Source organism: Paenibacillus sp. G34 (genome assembly GCF_056856875.1).
In genome coordinates this window covers 25,977-48,178 of sequence record NZ_CM166469.1, presented here as the reverse complement: position 1 = coordinate 48,178, position 22,202 = coordinate 25,977, and the positions used below count along the sequence as shown (strand labels likewise).

At 45.4% G+C, this 22,202-nt stretch carries 22 protein-coding genes and 1 riboswitch; of the genes, 2 read left to right on the top strand and 20 right to left on the bottom strand.

Going from position 1 to position 22,202, the window contains the following annotated elements:
- Nucleotides 1-307 precede the first annotated feature (307 nt).
- The 4 genes from AC1VYS_RS00215 to pth form a co-directional block, all read right to left on the bottom strand.
- Nucleotides 308-1,453: a peptidylprolyl isomerase gene (locus AC1VYS_RS00215; protein WP_482912554.1), complete on the bottom strand. Its 1,146-nt coding sequence runs from the start codon at nt 1,451-1,453 to the stop codon at nt 308-310.
- Entirely contained in the window at nt 1,437-4,964 is a 3,528-nt protein-coding gene (gene mfd, locus AC1VYS_RS00210) for a transcription-repair coupling factor (RefSeq protein WP_482912553.1), read from the bottom strand. The genes AC1VYS_RS00215 and mfd overlap by 17 nt, the downstream gene beginning before the upstream one ends.
- A gap of 338 nt (nt 4,965-5,302) precedes the next feature.
- Entirely contained in the window at nt 5,303-5,533 is a 231-nt protein-coding gene (fin, locus tag AC1VYS_RS00205; RefSeq protein ID WP_482912552.1) for an anti-sigma-F factor Fin, read from the bottom strand.
- A gap of 109 nt (nt 5,534-5,642) precedes the next feature.
- Entirely contained in the window at nt 5,643-6,203 is a 561-nt protein-coding gene (pth, locus tag AC1VYS_RS00200; RefSeq protein ID WP_441930348.1) for an aminoacyl-tRNA hydrolase, read from the bottom strand.
- Nucleotides 6,204-6,319: 116 nt separating this feature from the next.
- Here pth and AC1VYS_RS00195 point away from each other — a divergent pair, with 116 nt between their 5' ends.
- Nucleotides 6,320-6,520: a hypothetical protein gene (locus AC1VYS_RS00195; protein ID WP_110899227.1), complete on the top strand. Its 201-nt coding sequence runs from the start codon at nt 6,320-6,322 to the stop codon at nt 6,518-6,520.
- Between the two features lie 107 nt (nt 6,521-6,627).
- Here AC1VYS_RS00195 and AC1VYS_RS00190 read toward each other — a convergent pair whose 3' ends face one another.
- From AC1VYS_RS00190 to AC1VYS_RS00125, 14 genes are all read right to left on the bottom strand, one after another.
- Nucleotides 6,628-7,581 carry a ribose-phosphate diphosphokinase gene (locus AC1VYS_RS00190; protein WP_441930349.1) on the bottom strand — a complete coding sequence of 318 codons (954 nt, stop codon included), beginning with the start codon at nt 7,579-7,581 and terminating at the stop codon, nt 6,628-6,630.
- A gap of 99 nt (nt 7,582-7,680) precedes the next feature.
- Nucleotides 7,681-9,072 (bottom strand): bifunctional UDP-N-acetylglucosamine diphosphorylase/glucosamine-1-phosphate N-acetyltransferase GlmU, encoded by a 1,392-nt coding sequence (glmU, locus tag AC1VYS_RS00185; RefSeq protein WP_482914871.1) that lies wholly within the window; start codon nt 9,070-9,072, stop codon nt 7,681-7,683.
- A gap of 11 nt (nt 9,073-9,083) precedes the next feature.
- Nucleotides 9,084-9,224, bottom strand: a complete 141-nt coding sequence (locus AC1VYS_RS00180) for a hypothetical protein (RefSeq protein ID WP_482934449.1) — start codon at nt 9,222-9,224, stop codon at nt 9,084-9,086.
- Nucleotides 9,225-9,427: 203 nt separating this feature from the next.
- Nucleotides 9,428-9,712 (bottom strand): septation regulator SpoVG, encoded by a 285-nt coding sequence (spoVG, locus tag AC1VYS_RS00175; protein ID WP_017691372.1) that lies wholly within the window; start codon nt 9,710-9,712, stop codon nt 9,428-9,430.
- Nucleotides 9,713-9,900: 188 nt separating this feature from the next.
- On the bottom strand, nt 9,901-10,728 hold the full coding sequence (gene purR / locus AC1VYS_RS00170) for a pur operon repressor (protein WP_482912551.1): 828 nt from the start codon (nt 10,726-10,728) through the stop codon (nt 9,901-9,903).
- A gap of 97 nt (nt 10,729-10,825) precedes the next feature.
- Entirely contained in the window at nt 10,826-11,680 is an 855-nt protein-coding gene (gene ispE / locus AC1VYS_RS00165; protein ID WP_482912550.1) for a 4-(cytidine 5'-diphospho)-2-C-methyl-D-erythritol kinase, read from the bottom strand.
- A gap of 149 nt (nt 11,681-11,829) precedes the next feature.
- On the bottom strand, nt 11,830-12,006 hold the full coding sequence (locus AC1VYS_RS00160; RefSeq protein WP_090924606.1) for a small, acid-soluble spore protein, alpha/beta type: 177 nt from the start codon (nt 12,004-12,006) through the stop codon (nt 11,830-11,832).
- Nucleotides 12,007-12,265: 259 nt separating this feature from the next.
- Nucleotides 12,266-12,541: a biofilm formation stimulator Veg gene (gene veg, locus AC1VYS_RS00155; protein ID WP_145336376.1), complete on the bottom strand. Its 276-nt coding sequence runs from the start codon at nt 12,539-12,541 to the stop codon at nt 12,266-12,268.
- A 221-nt stretch (nt 12,542-12,762) separates the two neighbouring features.
- On the bottom strand, nt 12,763-13,659 hold the full coding sequence (gene yabG, locus AC1VYS_RS00150) for a sporulation peptidase YabG (protein WP_482912549.1): 897 nt from the start codon (nt 13,657-13,659) through the stop codon (nt 12,763-12,765).
- A gap of 57 nt (nt 13,660-13,716) precedes the next feature.
- A complete protein-coding gene (rsmA, locus tag AC1VYS_RS00145) occupies nt 13,717-14,619 on the bottom strand; it encodes a 16S rRNA (adenine(1518)-N(6)/adenine(1519)-N(6))-dimethyltransferase RsmA (protein ID WP_482912548.1) in 903 nt (300 codons plus the stop codon).
- A 4-nt stretch (nt 14,620-14,623) separates the two neighbouring features.
- On the bottom strand, nt 14,624-15,169 hold the full coding sequence (rnmV, locus tag AC1VYS_RS00140) for a ribonuclease M5 (protein ID WP_441930356.1): 546 nt from the start codon (nt 15,167-15,169) through the stop codon (nt 14,624-14,626).
- Between the two features lie 155 nt (nt 15,170-15,324).
- Nucleotides 15,325-16,509 (bottom strand): ubiquitin-like domain-containing protein, encoded by a 1,185-nt coding sequence (locus AC1VYS_RS00135; protein WP_482912547.1) that lies wholly within the window; start codon nt 16,507-16,509, stop codon nt 15,325-15,327.
- A 269-nt stretch (nt 16,510-16,778) separates the two neighbouring features.
- Nucleotides 16,779-17,032: riboswitch (cyclic di-AMP (ydaO/yuaA leader) on the bottom strand.
- 241 nt (nt 17,033-17,273) lie between these two features.
- On the bottom strand, nt 17,274-18,041 hold the full coding sequence (locus AC1VYS_RS00130) for a TatD family hydrolase (protein ID WP_482912546.1): 768 nt from the start codon (nt 18,039-18,041) through the stop codon (nt 17,274-17,276).
- A 340-nt stretch (nt 18,042-18,381) separates the two neighbouring features.
- A complete protein-coding gene (locus AC1VYS_RS00125; protein WP_482912545.1) occupies nt 18,382-19,659 on the bottom strand; it encodes an HD domain-containing protein in 1,278 nt (425 codons plus the stop codon).
- Nucleotides 19,660-19,987: 328 nt separating this feature from the next.
- Between AC1VYS_RS00125 and AC1VYS_RS00120 the strand changes: the two genes are divergently transcribed.
- Nucleotides 19,988-20,242 carry an AbrB/MazE/SpoVT family DNA-binding domain-containing protein gene (locus tag AC1VYS_RS00120; RefSeq protein WP_017691383.1) on the top strand — a complete coding sequence of 85 codons (255 nt, stop codon included), beginning with the start codon at nt 19,988-19,990 and terminating at the stop codon, nt 20,240-20,242.
- Between the two features lie 236 nt (nt 20,243-20,478).
- On the opposite strand, the gene rsmI is transcribed toward AC1VYS_RS00120, so the two are convergent.
- Both rsmI and AC1VYS_RS00110 read right to left on the bottom strand, forming a co-directional pair.
- On the bottom strand, nt 20,479-21,363 hold the full coding sequence (gene rsmI / locus AC1VYS_RS00115; protein ID WP_482912544.1) for a 16S rRNA (cytidine(1402)-2'-O)-methyltransferase: 885 nt from the start codon (nt 21,361-21,363) through the stop codon (nt 20,479-20,481).
- Complete coding sequence (locus tag AC1VYS_RS00110; RefSeq protein ID WP_482912543.1) at nt 21,364-22,143, bottom strand: tRNA1(Val) (adenine(37)-N6)-methyltransferase; 780 nt, start codon at nt 22,141-22,143, stop codon at nt 21,364-21,366.
- Nucleotides 22,144-22,202: the final 59 nt, after the last annotated feature.

The following is a 22,202-nucleotide window of genomic DNA, read 5'->3' as shown; positions in this document are numbered from 1 at the left end:
TACTGTTCCTTAATGGGTAGAGGAAAGTCCCAGAACGTTTAGTGTGATTTCTTGACCATAGTATTCATCTGTTCCCATATCCTTATACATGCTTTGCAGAATATCGTGAATTAACTTTTTTACAAAGTAATAAAAACTGTATCTCTAATCGTTTACGCTCCATGTAAACAAAAAAACGAAGCAACAGAAAGAACCGTAGTTCTCCCTGTACTTCGTTATAGGTTTTCCATATTAAGGTGAGTATAACCCGTTTCAGCAAGCTTCTTAGGCTTTTCTGAAACGCATGTTAAAATCACTGCGAATCAAACTATTTACTGCTTGTACCTTCTTCGGTTTTCGCGTCTTTGTCTGTTCCTGTAGTACCTGCATCTGTTTTTGCATCTGTACCTTTGGAATCTGTTTTGGATTCATCTGTTTTCGTACCTTCTGTACCTGTACCTGTCGTACCTCCTGTTGTGCCTTCCTCTTTCTTCTCCGTCTTAGGAAGTTTCACTTCTTTGATGATTTTATCCAGCTCTTTTTGCATAAACGTATCGATTTGAGCAGCAGCTAGCTGGCTTTTCAGCGTTTCTTTCTGCTCTGGTTTCAATTTGGAGTAATCTGCCTCCGTACGTGCTTCTACCTTCATAACGTGATAACCGTATTCTGTTTCAACCGGATCACTGATTTTGTTAAGCGGCAATGTTTTCGCAGCTTCTTTGAAAGCTTCTACCCAAGTCGCAACAGGTGTATCTTTATACAATCCACCCTCCGGTACAGAGCTAGCGTCATCTGAATATTTTTTCACCACTTCAGCAAAATCAGTTCCGCCTTCAAGTTTCGCTTTTACTTCTTTCGCTAACTTTAATGCATCTTCTTTCTTACGTTCTTTCTGCGTTTTTGAATCCGTGAATCCGATCAGCACGTGACGTACAGAAGCCGTTGTGAACTGATCTTTGTTTTTCTCAAACTCTGCCTTGATCGCATCTTCAGTTACGCCTGTTTCTTTATCTTTAATCACCGTCATAATGCGAGTCATGTAGTCTTTAATGTTTTGATCTGTCAGATTTTGAGCTTTCAACATCTCAGCCCACTGATCCTCTTTCACTTGAGCTTTCATTTTGTCGAATTGTTCGGATGCTGTTTTGGCACCAGCTGTTTTTGCTTCTGCACTTGCTTTGCCGCTCAAATATTCATAAGCAATCTCTTGCTTTACAAGGTACTCTTTAAAATCATCCATATCCATCATCTGTGCATATTCCGGATAGAGGAATTTCATGACACGTTGTTCCATGTCGAATTCATTCGCCGTGATCGTGCCACCATCATACGTAGCCACTACAGCGCTCTTATCTGTTGATTCCGGTGCTTTCGCTTCTTCCTTCTTGCCGCATGCAGCAAGCAAGGACAGGGACAGTACTGCAACCATACCTACGGACAGTACTTTTCCCACTTTTTTATACTTTGCTAACATCTTTTAGTTCCCCCTTTGATTTAAAAGCAGTCTTCATGGACTCCAGAAACTTCTCTACCAGTTCCATCAGTTGCTTATCCCCAAGACCCTTGCCTTTTACATGAATCAGCATATGGGGTCCTTGTTCAAATTGTACACGTCTTTCGAACTGATTTCCAATGTGTGAGATTTTTGAGAGCTCGAAGGCATGTTCACGCCCTTCATAAAACTTGACTGTAAGATCGTCACCACGCTGTGTGATGGACTCAATGCCATAGATTTTGCCATACACTTTAAGGCGGGCCACCGCCATCAAATTGATTACAGCCTCCGGCAGATCACCGAATCGGTCAACCAATTCGTCTTCAAGTTCCATCGCGTCGTCGAAGGAAGCAATAACTGCGACCTTTTTATAGATCTCAATCTTCTGAATACTGTCATAAATATAATCCGATGGCAAGTAAGCATCGATACTGAGATCCAGCGTTGTATTCCATTGATCGGAAGGAACAGGCTCCTCGCCGAGCATTGTAACTTTACGTTTGTTGATTTCTTCTGCCAGCATCTGTGAGTACAGGTCAAACCCGACAGAAGCAATAAAGCCATGCTGTTCCGCTCCAAGCAGGTTACCTGCACCACGAATGGATAGATCTCGCATCGCAATTTTGAAACCTGAACCAAGCTCGGTGAATTCCTTAATGGACTGCAGGCGCTTCTCCGCAACTTCGGTAAGCACTTTGTCCCGTTGGTACGTGAAATACGCATAGGCAATACGGTTAGACCGGCCTACCCGTCCACGTAGCTGGTACAACTGGGAAAGTCCCATTTTATCTGCATCATGCACAATCAGTGTATTTACATTCGGAATATCGACACCCGTCTCGATGATGCTCGTGCTTACCAGTACATCATACTCTCCGTCCAGGAAGTCGAGGATCGTCTTCTCCAGCTCGGTTTCACTCATCTGGCCATGCCCGACACCAACCTTGGCTTCGGGTACCAGATCTGAAATTTCGGCAGCCATCTCCTGAATGCCTTGCACCCGGTTATAGAGATAATACACCTGACCACCACGGGCCAATTCCCGTTCAATTGCTTCACGGACAAGCGCCTGGCTGTGCTCCACCACATAAGTCTGAACCGGAAAACGATTTTCCGGCGGTGTCTCAATAACCGACAGGTCACGTACACCCAACATGGACATGTGCAAAGTACGCGGAATTGGCGTTGCTGTAAGAGTCAGCACGTCCACGTTTGTTTTGAGCTTTTTCAGTTTCTCCTTGTGTGTTACGCCAAAACGCTGCTCCTCATCAACAATGAGCAGTCCCAGGTCTTTGAACACCAGATCCTGTGACAACAAGCGGTGTGTACCGATAACAATGTCGATTGTACCGGCTTTGATGCCTTTGGCTGTCTCATTCTGTTCCTTGCGGGAACGGAATCGGCTAAGGACATGAATGTTGAATGGATAACCGGAGAAGCGCTCACGGAATGTTTCATAGTGCTGTTGAGCCAAAATTGTGGTCGGAACCAGCACCGCCACCTGTTTACCTTCGATTGCCGCTTTGAACGCAGCACGAATGGCCACTTCTGTTTTGCCGTATCCAACGTCTCCACACAATAAACGATCCATGGGACGGTTTTGTTCCATATCTTTTTTGATTTCTTCAATCGCACGCATCTGATCCCGGGTTTCATCATAAGGGAACATATCTTCAAATTCCTGTTGTTCTGCAGAATCCTTGTCGAATCCATAACCTTTGGACGTCTGACGCTCTGCGTACAGCTTGATCAGATCATCGGCGATATCCTGAACGGATGAACGAACTTTATTTTTAACGCGTGTCCATTCATTGCCGCCCAGCTTGTATATTTTCGGTTCCTTTTCTTCAGAACCCACATATTTCTGGATCAGATCAATCTGTTCAATCGGAACAGACAACTTATCGCCACCAGCATACAGAATGTGCATGTAGTCTTTGTGAATACCGGCAACTTCAAGCGTGCCAATCCCGAGGTATTTACCAATCCCGTGGTTCTGGTGAACGACATAATCGCCCACTTTCAGCTCACTATAAGACTTGATACGCTCGGCATTGTCAATGTTTCGAATCGGTTTGCGCGCTTTACGTTGCTTCTGTGAGAACATCTCACCTTCTGTGATCACCGCCAAATGAATGGACGGCATCTCGAATCCCGTTTGCAAATTGCCATTCAGCATCTCCGGCTCAGGAATGTCGTAATCCTGCAATACCCGGCGCATCCGATCCATCCGTTCCTCACCATTCGCAAGCATCAGCACCTGAACACCGGCTTTCTGCCAGCGTTCCATCTCTGCCTTCAGCACGTTCATCTGTCCGTGGAAATCCTGCATGCCCCGGCTGATAAAGTTCAGAATGTTCTGTGGTTGCGTATGCGGCACCTGGCGCAGAAAGATCGACATAAAGATCGTCTGGAACGAACGCTCATAGAGCAACTCATCCCCATCTGCCGATAGCGGTAGATCTGGAAGTGTTTTCCCATTTTGCATCAGATGCAGATTCCACTCCGACTCGTCCCGATCCAGTTGCTTGGATGTCTCCGATAGTCTTGCCGGCTCATCCAATACCAGAATCGTATCTTCTGGCATGTAGTCATAGATCGTTTTATTCTCCGGATAGAGTGGGGAGATGTATTTGTACATTTCCGAAAAATAAACATGCTGACGCAACAACTCGATCTCGCGATGCATCTCTTCACGCAAACGAAGCTTAGCCTGACGATCTGTCATTTTTTCCAGTTGCTGTTCAAGCAGAATTGCTGCCGTATCGGCTGCTTTCTCCATACGCTGCCGATCTGCGATCAGTTCTTTACACGGCAGTACCGTGATTTCCTCTATCTTTTCAATAGAACGCTGATCTGCCGGATCAAATGTACGAATGGAATCGATTTCGTCGTCAAATAACTCCACCCGATACGCAATCGATGAAGTTACTGGATAGAAGTCGATAATACCACCACGTACACTCATCTCTCCGCGTGACTCAACGCGTTCCACACGCTCATATCCAAGCTTCACCATCTCCAGCAAGAACGAATCCAGTTGAAGCGTGCTGCCCTGTTTAATCTGAATATGTGCGCTTGCCATTACTTCAGGCAGAGGAACATAACGTCTTACCCCGGAAAAAGGAATGACAACAACGCCCCTGAACCCTTGGGCGCAACGAACCAAAACTTCTATACGCTGAGCGAGCGTTTCCGGACTGGATACTGCAGCCTCGGCCGCAACGAGCTCATTGGCAGGATAGATCAACACCTGATTTGGTGTAAGCGCTTCCTGTAAATCTTCTGCAATTTTTTGCGCAGCAAACATGTTATGTGTGACGACGAGCAATGGCCGGTCCATCTCTTGATGCAGCGCTGCCAGCATAATCTGGCGAGCCGAACCGGATAAACCCGAAACCAACTGCTCCTTCATGCCAGATTTAACTCCAGCCGTAATGGACGCAAAGTCCGGATCTTTGGAAAAAGCTTTTATGAGTGCTTGTAACAAAAGGGGCACCTCTCTTATAACTTTCTTGATTATTGATCATTGCACGCTGTTGTGCAGTATCTGCATAGTCATTGGGATTTTTAAAAATTGGATAGTTATTCCTTTTCGTCCTGTTTCATCATAAAGGATTCATCGCAACATTGCCACATCTGTTCATTCAGCAACCCTCTAATTTAGAATTCAGGTTTGAATATATCCTGTTTTTGTTCCAACTGAAAAGAAGCCTCAGCAGGCTGCCAAGGCTATAAAAGTCAGGTCGCTATAACTGCGGCCTTCCTCTCTTTCATTTTTTCAATGTTCATCCTTTCACTTCACTCTAATCCCACTGCAGGCGATAGCTACTGAAGCGGGTTCGCAAGCAAACTAAGCTCGGGGTTATGTTCTAACGCTTCCTTACAATAATCACATGTAATCCGAACGGTAACATCACCACCCGAATTATACGCTATTATATCCCTCCGCTCGTCGGGGGTCAAGAAATGAAAACCGAGCTGTGTTTCTGTAATTTTAGCCGAATCAATTCGTCCAATAAAGGTACGGCAATGCCGACATACATAATTCACTGACATAGTTATGCCTCCTGAACATGGTTTATACATCCAGTATGCCCAGGTTGTTCGATTAAAAGTCACGCATTTGATCTTTTTTCCAGTGTAACTACCTTAATACTGGATTGTATCAGCCGTTGAATTTGGCCATCGTTTGCTCAAACGTATTCGTCAGGCTATGCTCCAGTGCATCACATGTTTGCTCAATCGTCTGCTCCAGCGCTTCTTTCTCTTTCTTCATGAAGGTTGACAGTACATAGTCTACAATGGCATGTCCTGGATCAGGCCGGGATATACCCATACGGACCCGGTTAAACTGCTGTGTACCTGTGTGCTGAATAATGGACTTGATTCCATTATGTCCACCGGCACTCCCTTGATATCTCAAGCGTACCTTGCCAATCTCTGTATCCATATCGTCATATACAACGATCAGGTCTTCCAGACTGACTTTATAAAAATCCATGTAAGCTCGTACCGATTCACCCGAAAGGTTCATATAGGTCATTGGTTTAATCAATACCGTTTTGACGCCGCCAATGTTACCTTCTCCGATCAGTGCTTTACACTTGTTTTGTGTAATCGAAATGTTATGGCGATCTGCCAATCGATCTAGCGCCATAAAACCGATATTATGCCGCGTTTTGGCATAGTTCGAGCCTGGATTCCCAAGTCCTACAATCCACTTCATCTGATTCCCTCCTTCAATTATCACTTAGGTGAGGCATAGACTTCGAATGTTATATTTCATATAATATCAGGAAAGTACGTATCGAACATTTATCCACCCAGGAAGGTGAGCGGGTTTTGCGCGAAGATAATGGACAACTGACTCAACATAGTGACTTTATTTATCATCTGGAGCATCATGTGCCTGTACAAGTGTATGACCGTGACACTCATATCGAAATTGGTCTGATTACCCGTTTCGATAGTCAATTTGTCGAAATTGCTGACACGCTGTTTCACAGACGCCGCTTCCGCTTTATTTCCCGCCCGGGATATTAATGCGCCAGCATCCTTTTTAATCATCGTTAAAAACGGCACGCCGACAGGGGTTACATTTTCCGTTCAACCGGAAGACGTAACCCCTCTACTACGTTATGCAGACATCCTTATTCAATTTCAAACAGCTTGCTGATTGACAATTCCTCATGAACCCGGATGATCGCTTCCCCAAGCAATGGCGCTACAGAGAGCACTTTAAGCTTGCTTGTTGGATTCGGATGTGTAATTGGAATCGTATCCGTTACAATGACTTCCTTCAGCGGTGCATTTTCCAGACGTTCCATCGCAGGTCCGGACAATACCGGGTGAGTACAGCATGCATATACTTCCTTCACGCCGCCTTCCATCAGGGCATTGGCTCCCAGAACAATTGTCCCGGCAGTATCAATGATGTCATCAATCAAAATCGCTGTTTTGCCTTCGATGTTACCGATAATATTCATGACTTCGCTAACGTTTGGCTCAGGGCGACGTTTGTCGATGATCGCAAGCGGTGCATTCAGGAAATCGGCCAGTTTACGCGCACGAACCACACCACCGTGGTCAGGTGACACGACAACCGGATTTTCAATCTGTTTCGAGCGGAAATATTGCGCCAGGATCGGCACGCCCAGCAGATGATCGACTGGAATGTCGAAGAATCCCTGAATCTGCATGGCATGCAAATCCATTGCAATTACACGGGTTGCGCCTGCCTTTTCAATCAGGTTAGCTACCAGCTTGGCCGTAATCGGATCACGTGAACGTGCTTTGCGATCTTGACGTGCATAGCCGTAATACGGAATAACGACGTTAATTGTTTTGGCCGATGCACGTTTCAATGCATCAATCATCACGAGCATTTCCATCAGGTTGTCATTAACCGGCAAGCAAGTTGACTGCACGATATACACGTGACAGCCACGAACACTCTCGGAGAGTTTCACTTGAATCTCGCCATCACTAAAGCTGGTTGTATGCGATTCACCCATAGGAATCCCGATATAATCAGCAATTTGATGAGCAAGCTTGGGGTTAGAATTGCAAGTAAATATTTTTAATTTCGAGTCAAAATAAGTCATAAAATAAAAACCCTCCGTGCTGGTTCATTGGAATCTATAAGCGTCTGCGACATGTCGGCACCTCCCGATTAGCGGGAGGCAATTCGTTATCAAAACCCCTTATTCGGGTTTAGCGTTTTGTTTCTTGGCTTTCGCACGTCCGCGGATTTTTTCCGCGTAACCTGCTTTGTTCTCCTGACGTGGACGAGCAATCGCCAGATCATTCTCAGGAACGGAATGTGTCACGGTGGAACCTGCAACGACATAAGCGCCTTTTCCAACCGTAATCGGTGCAATCAAATTGACGTTGCTGCCTACAAAGGCATCATCCTCAATCGTGGTTACAGCCTTATTATATCCATCATAATTGACCGTTATTGCCCCGCATCCCACATTTACGTTCTTGCCTACCTGTGCATCCCCGATATAACTGAGATGTGACACTTTAGATCCTTCATCAATTGTAGCATTTTTCACTTCAACAAAGTCACCAATTTTTACGTTGCGACCTAACTTAGTGCCAGGGCGCAGATTGGCAAAAGGACCTACGGTTGCATCAGGGCCAACTTCTGCCTTCGAAAGCACTGAATGTTTAATTGCAGCACCATCTTGTATGATGCTGTCTTCAATGTCTGCATGAGGACCGATATGACATGCCTCACCAATCGAAGTAGTACCTTTAAGAACGGTTCCCGGATACAATACCGTATCTGATCCAATCGTAACATCTGCTCCGATATATGTCGATGACGGATCAATGATGGTTACACCGTTCAACATATGACGGACAGCCAGACGCTCGCGCATATAAGCTTCAGCTTGTGAAAGTGCAAGTCTGTCGTTTACTCCGATGGACTCGGCAATATCATCAGACATATAAGCCTCAACCACTTCACCTTCGCTTTTAAAAATGCCAACCACGTCTGTCAGATAATATTCGCCTTGTGCGTTCTGGTTAGTCACCTTCTCCAGTGCGGCAAACAACTTCGCATTATCAAAGCAGTATGTGCCTGTATTAATTTCCTTTACGGCATCTTCCTGCGGTGTGCAATCCTTTTGTTCCACGATCCGTTGAACGGAACCGTCTTCCCCACGGATCACCCGTCCATATCCCTTGGGATTATCGAGCTGAGCCGTAAGCACTGTCGCTGCTGCGCCGCTTTCCTCATGCAGCTTCATCAGACCTTCCAGCGTTTCACTTGTAACGAGCGGTGTGTCACCACATACCACAATCGTTGATCCATTCTCACTACCGAGCAGGGAGTTCACCTGTTTTACAGCATGCCCTGTTCCGAGTTGTTCCGCTTGAAGTGCGTACTCCGCTCTGGAACCTAAAAATGACTGCACTGCTTCGGCCCCATGTCCGACAACAACTACGCTACGTTCAACGCCTGCGCGAAGTGCTGCATCCAGCACATGTCCGACCATCGGTTTACCGCATACAGGATGCAGCACTTTGTACAATTTCGATTTCATTCGTTTGCCCTGCCCTGCGGCTAGAACAATTGCCATGCGTTTCAAAATTAACGACCTCCTGTTCTGAAAATCCCATTGAATACCTTACACATTTCATCTCCAATGAGTATCATCCAGCCGGCTTCAAGCCGGTCTTGTTCATCGCCTGCTGTCTCTGTAATCACGCGTAACAACAGATTCACGATCAATCCATGACCTCATATGTTACGCCGTGTACCCGCGAGCTTAACTGAATCCCAACGATTCCTAAGATGCCGCTCTGCAACCGAACGCAGGACGCGCTCCGGTTCTCTTTTGAATAAACTCAATACTGAATATATCTTATTCCGGTCAAAAAGAAAAGAGAGCCATAAGACATGGCTCTCTTTTCCTTCGAACCCCAATAATGTTCTCAGGCACCTTCTTCAATGACTTCTTCCTCAGTAGCTGCACGATCGTACTCAGTTAATACTGCTGCCTGAATCTTCTCACGCGTACCGGAAGAGATCGGGTGGGCGATATCACGGAACTCTCCGTCAGGAGTCCGCTTGCTCGGCATTGCAACAAACATTCCGTTGTTACCATCGATGACACGAATGTCATGAACGACGAATTCGTTATCGATGGTAATGGATGCGATAGCTTTCATTCTCCCTTCCGAGTTAACGCGGCGGAGTCTGACATCCGTAATTTGCATGTGTGTGTTCACCACCTTTTTCCATCAGAACTTGGTGTATAATTCCACACAGCCTATACGAACTCCTTCTTTTCACGACCATAAAAATATCCTAATTTCAGGAATTTTTTTATTTAATACACAATTCGACAACGTTAGTGCCAGGTCGATGGAAAAGAACCTTTCCCGACATGTTATTCGCCATTATTCTACAGGTTAAAATAGTTACCAGGTGAGACAGATATATGTCTGGTCTTGGCATCAACTGCTGTCAGCTTCGCGAGAGATACATAATCCGTCAGCAGACGTTCTTCTGAATCTACTGAGCCGGATTCTACCAAAACGCCTACTCCGGCCACTTTCGCATTAAACTCCGCAAGCAGGTCGATCATACCTTGAACAGTACCCCCGGCTTTCATGAAATCATCCACGATCAGTACTCGGGAATGTTCCTTCATCGCCCGGCGAGATAGGGACATGGTATGCAGACTTTTGTGGGACCCCGATACATAATTAATACTTACGGCCGATCCTTCCGTAGCCTGATGGTCCCTGCGAACGAGTACAACAGGAAGGTTAAGCTGGGCTCCAGTCGCATAAGCAAGCGGGATTCCTTTGGTTTCCACCGTCATGACTACATCAATATTCATATCGCCAAAGGCCGTTGCAAAGATTTTGCCCGCTTCATTCATTAGAGCTGGCTGTCCAAGAAGATCTGACATATACAGATATCCTCCTGGTAAAATCCGATCCGGCTGCGCAAGCTGTGTAGACAGCCGCTCAGCAAAAGCGAGAGCATGTTCCACAGGTACCTTTGGAATCCACTTCACTCCTCCAGCTGCCCCTGCCAGCGTATGCAGTTCTCCTGACCCACCTTCTTCGAACACTTCCTTGATAATAGCCAGATCCTCACTAATGGATGACTTGGCAGCACCATAACGTTCGGCAAATGTGGTGAGTGGAATCACCGTATGTGGTCTGGACAATAAGTATTGCGTCATTTCAACCAGCCTTGCACTTCGTTTTAACTTCTTCACAGAGATCCATCCTCACGATCACGGAAACATCTAAATCCGAATAATTATTTAAAAATATACCACCTTTATACGTGTTTGTACATTATAAAAAGTGACTTTACGTTAACAACCGTACAGCATAGACCTCTTTACAGAATCCACGAAGTCCGTTATAAATTCGCGCCACCTTGGCTTCTTTGGACACAAGTCCAAATACCGTTGGTCCACTGCCAGACATCAGTACACCGTCTGCTCCGAGACGAATCATGGCATCCTTAAGATGCTGCACTTCTGGATACAGTTTCAACGTCACATCCTCCAGCACATTGCCCATCTGGCTGCACACCTCTGTAAAGGATTGACTGCGAATGGCCTGCTCCATTCTGGCTGCGCTTGGATGCCGAACAATCTTGTCACTGCGGAAACGTCCATATACATCTGCGGTAGACACATTGATTGGAGGTTTGGCTAAAATAACCCAGCATTGCGGCGGATTAGGCATCGGGGTTAACTTCTCCCCCCGCCCTGTTGCCAGTGCAGTGCCACCGGTGATGCAGAATGGCACATCCGATCCCAGCTCTGCACCCAATTCCTGCAATTCCTGATCCGGTATATTAAGCCGCCATAGACGGTTTAATCCGCGCAGTGTTGCTGCTGCATCACTGCTACCACCAGCAAGACCGGCAGCAACCGGAATTTTTTTATCCAGATGAATATGAACTCCTGTACGAACGTTGTATCGTTCCTTAATCAGTCTTGCCGCTTGAAACGCCAGGTTTTTCTCATCAAGCGGAATATAGCCAGCCTGGCTGGAGATGACAATCGTATCTCGTGGCAATTCTGACATTTCCAGTCGATCAGCAAGATCAACCATCGTCATGATCATTTCAACTTCATGAAATCCATCACTTCTTTTATGTAGAACATCCAACATCAAATTAATTTTAGCAGGCGCTTTTTCGTAAATTTTCAAGACGTTCACCCGTCCTCACCTTTTCCCTAAGACAACTTAACATATTATATCAAAATGGGGCTGTCAAGTCATTTGTATTCCGCATCTTATCGGGAAAAAGCGGGGCGATTCCGGAGAATTGCCCCGCTCTTCAATCTGGTAGAACCTGATTAAGATTTACGCGCTGCTTGCTCTGCCATTTGGATTGCCCGTTTCACCATGTTACCGGCATCCTTGGCTTTGATTCCGCCCCAGCCTTCCTGCTGAACGGTATCATAGAAACCCAGATCCTTCGCCAGCTCATACTTCAGTTCCTCCGACATGACACTTCTTCTTCTCCGACTCATGAACCATCCTCCTCCAGATCTTATTCAAGACACAATGAGTCCCTTCAATTCGGGATTGTTCATCCCCAAGCCCCAAGTCCTGGTTTAACATCCCCGTCTTAACAGAGAGCTTCCCCTGACCTGTTCAGATAGTATGCCGCCTGCATTCCTCCGTCATTCCTGCATATGTATGGTTTCGTCCTTATTAAGAAACAGAAGCGCTACGAGGAAAATACAAAAAGCGATCCACCTAAGAGGTGAATCGCCCGTAAACCAATGCTTACGTCTCCATGTTGTAGGAATTAGTCTCACTGCCCGGGTCAAAGACCATGACTTCTACAGACTCCGTAAGTATATCCGCATAGCTGTATGATACTCGCTTGAAGGTTTCTTGCTCTTCATCAAGCTTTACAATAAAAACAGAAGGGTACGTTTCTTCCAATACACCCGTACGCTCAATCGTCTTACGGCGGCCACCATTAGCCCGCAGCGTAATTTTCTGACCAATATGTGCATCGAGATTGCGTTTGATATCCAACAGCGTATTTTTAGCCATTGTGGACGTCCACCTCTTTTCTTGTCCATTATACTGTATTTTACAGTCATTGTCAAATCAAAGCTAAATATTATATCAGCACTAAAAAGTCGTTGTCAATGAATTTTTTCGCAAATAAAAAAAGCCCTCAATCGGGCTTTTCTGATTCGGGATTAAACCTTTACATAACTTCATCATCATACTTCCGTATCACATGATCATTATACTTCCACATCACTTCATCATACTGCGGATGGATTCACTTTTAGTGTAGATAAATCATTAAGTCCCGGCAAACCAACTCGGTAGCTCCCCTTGGTTTCCACGCCGCCCACACCTTGGATGCCGCTAATCGTGTTATTCAATACATCAGTCATGTTTACGGTATCACGAACAGACGTGAAGGAAGCCTTGGCAGCCACGTAGACCGGATCAAGCGCATGGATGAGAATTCGGCCTGGCGAACTGGCAAAGTTTGCACCGGCACGCAGCAATGCCTCAAAGTGAGACTGACAGGCTCCGGCAATAATCGTCAGCGCATCCAGATGACGTTCGTATTGCCTTGCAACCTGAATGGCCGAGACAAAGTTTTGTGAGTTTTTGTAGCTTCCCAGACTGTAAAGATCATAAGGCTGTCGTGTTTTTAGCACACCGTCATGACCCGTGATCACGACGATATCCGGACGGACTTTGGGCAGCAGACGATACAACGTATCAGCCATAGCTGATTCATGTACATACTGTCCTTCCGCAGGAACACGAAGTTGCTCATACAGGTTCATACTTTTTTTCAAGTAATTTGGGTCACCATCCAGATGTAACACCTTGCCAGGCATTTCAAAATAAGCGGGTTCCTGCTGAGCAGTCCATTCTTGCATCAGACCTTCCCGGTTACGCTCTGCCTGCTCCATTCGATTCTGCTGCAAACGTGAGAGCGTCTGATGGGCTTTAATATGTGCCTGACGCGTTTTTGCGCTCTGTGGTTCGTAAGGAACCTGTATCAAATCGTCCACCGGGGAGTCTGCTATCAGCCGGAACTCGGTCCCTTTAATAACCGCAGCATCCGACTGAAGTCCTTCTACCCGGAAAGTCACATCGCCACCATATGACTTCCGAACGACCAAGTCTCCGATATTCATCACCATTATCACCTCTACCCCATCGTATGGGCAGAGACCCGGATTGGTTCATTGAAATTAAAGCTCGCCGCGAACCCCCGCTTCCCACATCACGGTGCTGAGGGTCGCGTATTCCTGCAAACTTAGGGTTTCGCCGCGCCGTGAAGGCTGGATGCCAGCTTGCTCCAACAATTGATCTGCCTGTTCTCTGTTCTCCTTCGTGAAGAAACGGGCTTTAAGATTGTTAGAGATTGTTTTTCTCCGCTGGGCAAAAGAAGCTTGTACAACCTCGAAATAGTGTGCTTCGTTCGGAACCTGTACCGGTGGTTGCTCACGCACCTTCAGTTTAATTACCGCCGACTCTACATTCGGCTGCGGAATAAATACGGTAGGCGGAACCACGCAGACCAGTTCCGGCATACTGTAATACTGCACGGCAATGCTTAGGCTGCCATAATCTTTGGAACCTGGTGCAGCGGCCATGCGTTCAGCAACTTCCTTCTGAATCATGACCACGATGCTGTCTACGGGCAGCTTCTCTTCCAGCAGCTTCATCATGATCGGCGTCGTTACATAATAGGGAAGGTTCGCTACAACGCTGACTTTATCGACTGAAGCGAAATCCGTAGCAAACAGCTCGGCCAGATCCAGCTTGAGTACATCCCCATGATGAACACGTACGTTGGGATAGGGCTCCATTACTTCTCCCAGAATCGGCAACAGGCGCTGATCAATCTCTACAGCCGTAACAGGGCCAGCCACACGCGCAAGACGCTCGGTAAGAGCTCCTATACCCGGACCAATCTCCAGTGCCCCCTTGGACTCGTCCAAATCAGCTGCGCCTACGATTTTGTTCAAAATATTTTGATCGATCAAGAAGTTCTGACCCAGACTTTTCTTGAAAGAGAATCCATGCTTTTGAATAATTTCTTTGGTACGTTTCGGTGTTGCTATTTCAATGGTTTGTTCCATGTCCTTCATATGCTCACAATCCTTCACGTTCAATTTGCGCTAATGCAGTGGAGAACTCTTCTCTTGTAATCTGGAATACACTCAACCGTTTGTGGAACTGTTTGCCGTTACAATACCCGATACCGAGCAAATTTCCCATCTCCATACGACGTGCAGCTGCTTGCGGGTGTATAATCAATCCTGCTTCGATCAGATCCTCCCAATCAATTAGACTAGGTGCACCCTCATAGGATGTGTGTACGCGAGCGAGCGCATGACGAATGGCTTCCGGTGAAGCATTCTCTACCCCGATATCCCCTTTACGCGTTGCGTCTGCCTCTGGAATAAAAGCATGCTTGCAACCAGGCACCTTATTGGCGATGATTTTGCGAATACGCTCCCCTGCATGATCCGGGTCTGTCAGAATAATGACACCACGCCTCTCCTGAGCAAGTGCAATTCTTTTCAGAATACGCTGATTAATGGCAGAGCCTCCGGTTTCAATCGTATCCGCTTCGACCGCCCGACGAATGGCTACCGTGTCGTCACGACCCTCCACAACAATCACTTCTTTTATCATGTTCCGTTTCTTCCTTTCTAACGCAAAAAGAAGAGGAATATCCTCTTCTCTGCCAAACGGCGGAGGAGACTGAATTCAGACCCCTCCGCCGCATATTCCGCATGAATCATTCATGCAACTATTTTATAGCATTCCCATTTCAAAGTAAAACGATTTTAGTTCGCTTCCGGCTTCACTGGACCAATCACATAGACCGTTTTGCCTTTTTTACGTCCGAAATTCAGGGCGTGCTTCACACTGTCGTAATAAACGTCGATTTTATTCCCTTTAATAGCGCCACCTGTATCTTCCGCACGACGGAAGCCGAGGCCTTCGATGTATACCCACCAGCCGATTGGAATGACCTTGGGATCAACCGCAATGGTGCGCCCTTCCGTTACACGAGTACCAGAAGCTGTTTTTGTACCAATACCCGGCTCTTCTGAAGAGTAGGCAGTCATCGATACATTTTTCAAAACTTTAGAATATTTAAAAGAATTCCCGGAGACCGTAATCACCTTGCTGCCCGAGGCAGATGTTTTCTTCGAGTTCGTTGTTACTGCTTTTTTGGTCGTTGAAGTTTTGGCCGATACCAATTGAACTTCAGGTTCTTTCACAACCGGCTTCGCCTTCGTACCTACAGCGATCACCTTATCTACACGATTGGTTGCGACCGTTTTACCCACCATCTTTTTGGAGACCAGTTCTCCGTCTTGAAATACCTTTTCGATATGCTGCACGATTGTGCCTTCCTTGCCTTTCACTACAACACGGTTATCCCCTTGGAATAAACTCGGGTCTGCCGTTTTCACAACCTTGTAAGCCATCGGTTGTTTCACATCCACTGTATGCTTTGTTACACGCACTACACGTATCTTCATATCCGCTTTAATTGCGGTTCCGAGCGCTGGATACACTTTATCATGATTTGCAACTTTAATACCTGATTGCTGAATTACACCCTGTACCGATGAATCGGTTGTATAAAGAGTCTTGGTGTCTCCGTCTGCCGTGATTTTAACTGGAACGGCCCGCTCAATAACGATTCGGTCTCCGTCGGTAATTGCCCCGTTCATGGGCATGGATACCTTGTCGTGAGGGCTGACTGTGATTGATTGCTCCTCTAACATTTCCTGAAGCATTCCTGTACGAGTCTCTACCACCTGAGCTTTGCCGTCAATAACCAGTGATACCTGCTTCCCGGCCTGACCGTAAACGACTAACAAGATCATGATTGCAAGCGCAATTGAGAATATCGCGATCAATGCCATTTGACGCAAGTTCTCATGCTTCCACCGCAACGCGAAAGACTTACTGGATGATCGTGACTCATGGGTCTCTTCTGGTTGGAATATGCCCACTTCTCCGTCCTCCTTCATAGCCTCGCCGTCTAAAGTAATGCATGATGTCTTTGACGCGACTATACCAAATTTTCTACAGAACACAGATCAGAGATAATGACCGGTTCTGCACCATGAACCCCTCTTCGCAACATGATGTCATCCTCCTGAATACCTACCGTATGATGACAATATTTCTTTTATTCAAAACAAAAAAAGCCAAAGAAAGAGTGTAAGAGACCCTTTCGTGGCTTCCGAATGATTTTGAATATCGGAAATTCATGCACGAGGTTGCCTCTCTTTTTCCGCTTGCGAGGTTAGCTGTCGGGTTCGGGCGAAAGAGAGCCGCCCTATCTTAGGTCACCCGCTCATGGCGGACGCCCTTGAATTCACCCCGAGACCCAAAGAAGAAATCAAATATGGCTTCGCAGAACATTCCGCTGCTTTTGGGTCAGCGAACGATGCGCACCGGCTAGAATCACCGATGTTTAAGCCCTATTGGTTCCCCCGCTCTCCGATAACGGAGACTCAGCGAGATTGATTCATGAAAGTAATGTTGTTTCATCGGAAAGTGTCCCTTTGTTCATCCCCCGAACATCTGTCCAATTTTCCGCACAACAATTCACTGAAAAGATGATATCCTGTTTTGATGCATGTTGTAAAGCATGGATCAAGTACGTTTTTCTAAATATTTGGTTAAAATATTGTAATATTCTTCAATTATTCGAGGCAAAGAGCAAATTACCTCTCTATAACTCCCTTTTTCACCTGATTTACTCGATTTCTTATCGAATCCCAAAACGTTCCATGGCATTTTTGGTGGTTATTGCAGCAATTTCCTCCACCGAAATGCCTTTAATTTCCGCAGCTGCTTCGGCAACCAGACGTACATGCGCTGTCTCATTCCGTTTTCCACGATAAGGGTGGGGTGTCAGATACGGGGAGTCTGTTTCCAGGAAAAATCGATCCATCGGCACTTTGGCTAGCACCTCTTTAGGCTGTTTGGCATTCTTAAATGTGACAGGTCCCCCAAAGGACAAATGGAATCCTAAATCCAGACACATTTTCGCTGTTTCCCAGCTGCCTGAGAAGGAATGCATCACACCGCCGACCTCCCCAGCCTTCTCTTCACGCAAAATACGCACAATATCCTCATGAGCATCCCGATTATGGATAACAATAGGCATATTTAATTCACGTGCCAATGCAATTTGTTGTCGTAATACGCGGTGCTGTACCTCCTTCGGTGAAGTGTCCCAGTGATAGTCAAGACCAATTTCACCGATTGCTACCACTTTTTCATGTTTGCACAATGATGCAATCCATTCCAGATCACCCTCTTGCATCGTGATCGCATCCACCGGATGCCACCCTACAGCTGCATGGATAAAATCATACGTTTCAGCCAATTTCATCGTTGTCGGAATGGTTTCCCGATTAAAACCGATGTTGATCATACGAGTAACGCCTGCATCAATGGCCCGCTGGATCATGTCCTCTCGGTCTTCGTCGAATTGTGGTGCATCGAGATGTGTATGTGTGTCGAATAACATTCTCTTTATTTCTCCCTTCATGTCGAAAGTTACATTCGGATTATTTCCTGCGTTTGAATTCAAAATTTATTTTTTTCATCATAAATTGATTGGGACAAACAACCATTTCAGTTATTTTCATTTTTAATACTCAAGCTACTATATATAGAAGAAAAACAAAAAGTCAAATCAACATCTTGCAAGAACAGGTGTGTGAAACTGTATATTTATTCACATGGATTACAAAATTATGTCGATCTACACATCCTCGCCATTAAAGCAGATTAATGTATCATGTAAAATAGCTCTCTTAGAAAGTCTTTTAGTATCAAAATGTTTCACCCTGCTGCATCACTCATGATTACAGAAAATAGGGGCGTATATGGGACGGTAATTCATGAAGGATAGCATCCACCTTATTTTGCGGATAGTACAGATGATGTTTGCCCAGATGAAGTCCGCTGATGGAACGCACAATATCAGAAACTTCTGATAACTCATGTAGCTTGTCCTGCCGATCCAGCAAAAGTATTTGCTTATCCGTGGATTGATCTGGACGAAACACATCATACGGATTATCCGTTGGGAAATCAATTTCAAGATCGTACTCGGGATTCAGGCCTACTTTTACAAACGCTTCCCGAATTTCTTCGATCATATCCAGATCCATCTGTTCGAGTTCCACATACTTATACAACCTGCGATTCATAAAACGTTCGCATAACTCACTCAGAACAGAATCGTCCTCCTTACGCCACTGCATAAAAGCTGTTTGAATTAACGATTCATCAAGCTGCAGATATTCATCAACTGAAATTTCTCCAAGAAACAGTTTTGGCAGTGGCTCCACCATGAAATGGAATGGAAAGCCTTGCTTCACAAGTTCTTTTGCCCGTTTGAAGATTTGCCGCAATATAATCTCGGAGCTGCGTGTCACAGGATGGAAGTAAATTTGCCAATACATCTGGTAGCGCGACATGAGGTAATCTTCTACAGCATGCATGCCGGACTCTTTGACTACAATTCGTCCATGAAACGGACGCAGCATACGCAGAATGCGATCCAAGTCAATTGTGCCATAATTGACGCCTGTAAAGTAGGCATCTCTGAGCAAGTAATCCATTCGGTCCGCATCAAGTGGACTGGTCACCAGATTTACGACAATCGGTTTATCATACGTCTTCTGGATAACGGAAGCCACTTTCTCATCAAAATCAGGAGCATACCGTCTTAGAATCGCCCCTACTTCGGTGTCACCCTTGATAATGCGGCATGTCCAATCTTCATGATTCATATCAAAAGCCTCTTCAATAGAATGAGAAAACGGTCCATGTCCAAGATCATGAAGTAAGGCTGCGCACAATGTCACCAGCTTTTCTTCCTTCGGCCAGTCGGAATAGTGACTTCGTTCGAACTGAGAGATAATTTTGCGAGTAATCTCGTATACGCCCAGGGAATGAGAGAAGCGACTATGCTCTGCCCCGTGAAAAGTAAGATAAGATGTCCCTAGTTGACGAATACGACGTAACCTCTGAAATTCAGGTGTATTAATCAGTTGCCAAATAATCGGTTCTTGCACATGAATGTAATTATGTACCGGATCTTTAAATACTTTTTCTTCCGTCAGACGATGTTCCATTTCGATTCACTCCTTTTATAATGTTCTCTTGTCCTAAAGAATAATGCTTCCCGCTTCATTTCCGACCAAAGATTCGACACACTATGACGAATTTTGTCGAATAAAGCACTTTTGTCGGTTTCCAAATCGACAAAGCTTACATGGATGTTCAAATACGAAAAATTGCTCCTAATCCCTTACCACCAGTAAACTTAAGAAAAACACCCTATATTTTAAGCTAATTTTAAGGTTGACTGTTTTGGGAATCGTTGGTATGATGAGTATCATAAAACATAAAATAATGTCGAATAATGACAATGATAGTTAGCTGAGAGGAGCACTGATTATAATGATGAAATCAACAGGTATTGTAAGAAAAGTGGATGAACTGGGACGGGTAGTTATTCCAATCGAATTGCGTCGTACACTCGGTATTGGCGAAAAGGATGCTTTGGAAATCTACGTTGATGGTGAGCGCATCATGCTCAAAAAATACGAGCCAGCTTGTATCTTCTGTGGTAACGCTGAGAACGTAACTTACTTCAAAGGTAAAATCGTTTGTAACGAATGTATTTCTGAAATCCCTGCACCTGTAGCAAAATAAGAAAACAGGTATAATGGAATTATCCAATCATTAATTCTAACCTTTTTATATTTCTCCATTACCTTCCCGGTGTGAACCCACCGATGGAAGGTTTTTCTTTTTCAACTTTAAGAGCAGTCACATATCTTTCACATTTAGGTGTACTGCTCTTTTTACATTTTAAGGTTATATTAAGCTTGAATTTAATGTCTCTTTAAGGTATTTAAAACCAAAATTGGAATTTTGAATAGAGCTAACTATTCAATCAATGCATTATAGACGTCTCGTTTCGTCAAACCCCGATCTGTTGCTGTTTTTTTCATCGCATCCTTACGACTGTTTCCTTCATTTTCGTAATGCTCCACATGTTCCTCCAGCGACAGCACCTGCCACCAAGCCTCTCGTTCAGCCTTACGCTCTTCTTCTCTGATTCCTTCAACCAATAAACAATATTCACCCAAAGGTGGATGCTCCTCAAGCCATTCCATGCATTCCTTCAGACTACCTCTGACAAATTCCTCATGCCGCTTGGTTAACTCACGAGCCAGTACAATCGAACGTTCACCCAGGATTTCCTCCAGATACATCAACGTTTTGCGAATCCGGTGAGGCGATTCATAAAATAGCAATGTACCATTGGACTCATCAAAAGATTCCAGTACCTTACGCATATCCTTTTTCTCCCGCGGCAAAAAACCACCAAAGGTAAAACGCTCCGTTGGTAATCCGGATACAATTAGAGCTGATAATGCCGCATTCGGCCCAGGGATCGGAACCACTGCAATACCTGCTTCAATTGCAAGCTTCACCAGATCAGAACCAGGGTCCGAAATAGCCGGTAGTCCGGCATCACTAACCAATGCCAAATTTTTTCCTTCTATTATATAGCGTATCAGTTCAGGGCCACTTGCACCCTTATTATGTTCATGATAGCTAAACAGCATGGAAGGTGTAATCTCAAAATGAGTGAGCAGCTTTCGGGTCTGACGTGTATCTTCAGCAGCAATAATCTCACAGCCCTGCAATGTCTTGATCGCCCGGAAGGTCATATCCTCCAAGTTTCCGATCGGTGTCCCAACCAAATATAACTTTCCTGTATGTTCGGACTGCTCACTAAAGCTTTTCTGAACTTGTAAAGACATCTAGCTTCCTCCTTCCTTCGTACGTTCAGCATGCTGCTGGCCATAGTATATCTCCATAATCTCATCACAATAACTTCCCTGTTCATTGTAAACAATAAGTGGCGGCAACATGCGTACCTCTGGCTTGCCATCCTTCATCGCTTCAATCAGCACCATGTTTGCTTCCAGATGAGCACGCGGGTGTACCATACGAATTCGCTTTGGCTCCAGCTTATATTCACGCATCAACGAGATGATCTCGCCGAGACGCTGCGGCCTGTGAACCATAGATACTTTACCCCCATTGCGCACGAGACGATTACATGCTTGAATCACTTCCTCCAGTGTACATCCGATCTCATGACGTGCCATAGCTTGATGGGTATTCATCTTGAGGTCACTTCCATTCAGCGGCATGTACGGGGGATTCACCGTAATGGCATCATACACTGCATGTCCTGTTTCTTTAACCAATTCTCGCAAATCTCCTTCTCGAATATGGATGGACTCCCCCAATTCATTCAGCTGCACACTCCGTCGTGCCATATCGGCCAATCTCGGCTGGATCTCAATGCCTTCTAGGCTTGCCTGTGTACGTGTTGTCATTAATATAGGGACGACCCCATTTCCCGTGCACAAATCGAGAACACGTCCTCGTTTCGGCACAGAAGCAAATCGGGCCAGCAATACAGCATCCATAGAAAAGCTGAACACTTCGTCACTTTGAATAATTCGCAAATTATGAGAAAGCAGATCATCGACCCGCTCCGATTCCTTTAAAATTACTTCTTGGTCTGTCATAGGGTACTCTCATCCTCCGGTACGTTAAACGTTTATAACCTTGAAAAAAAACCGTAGGG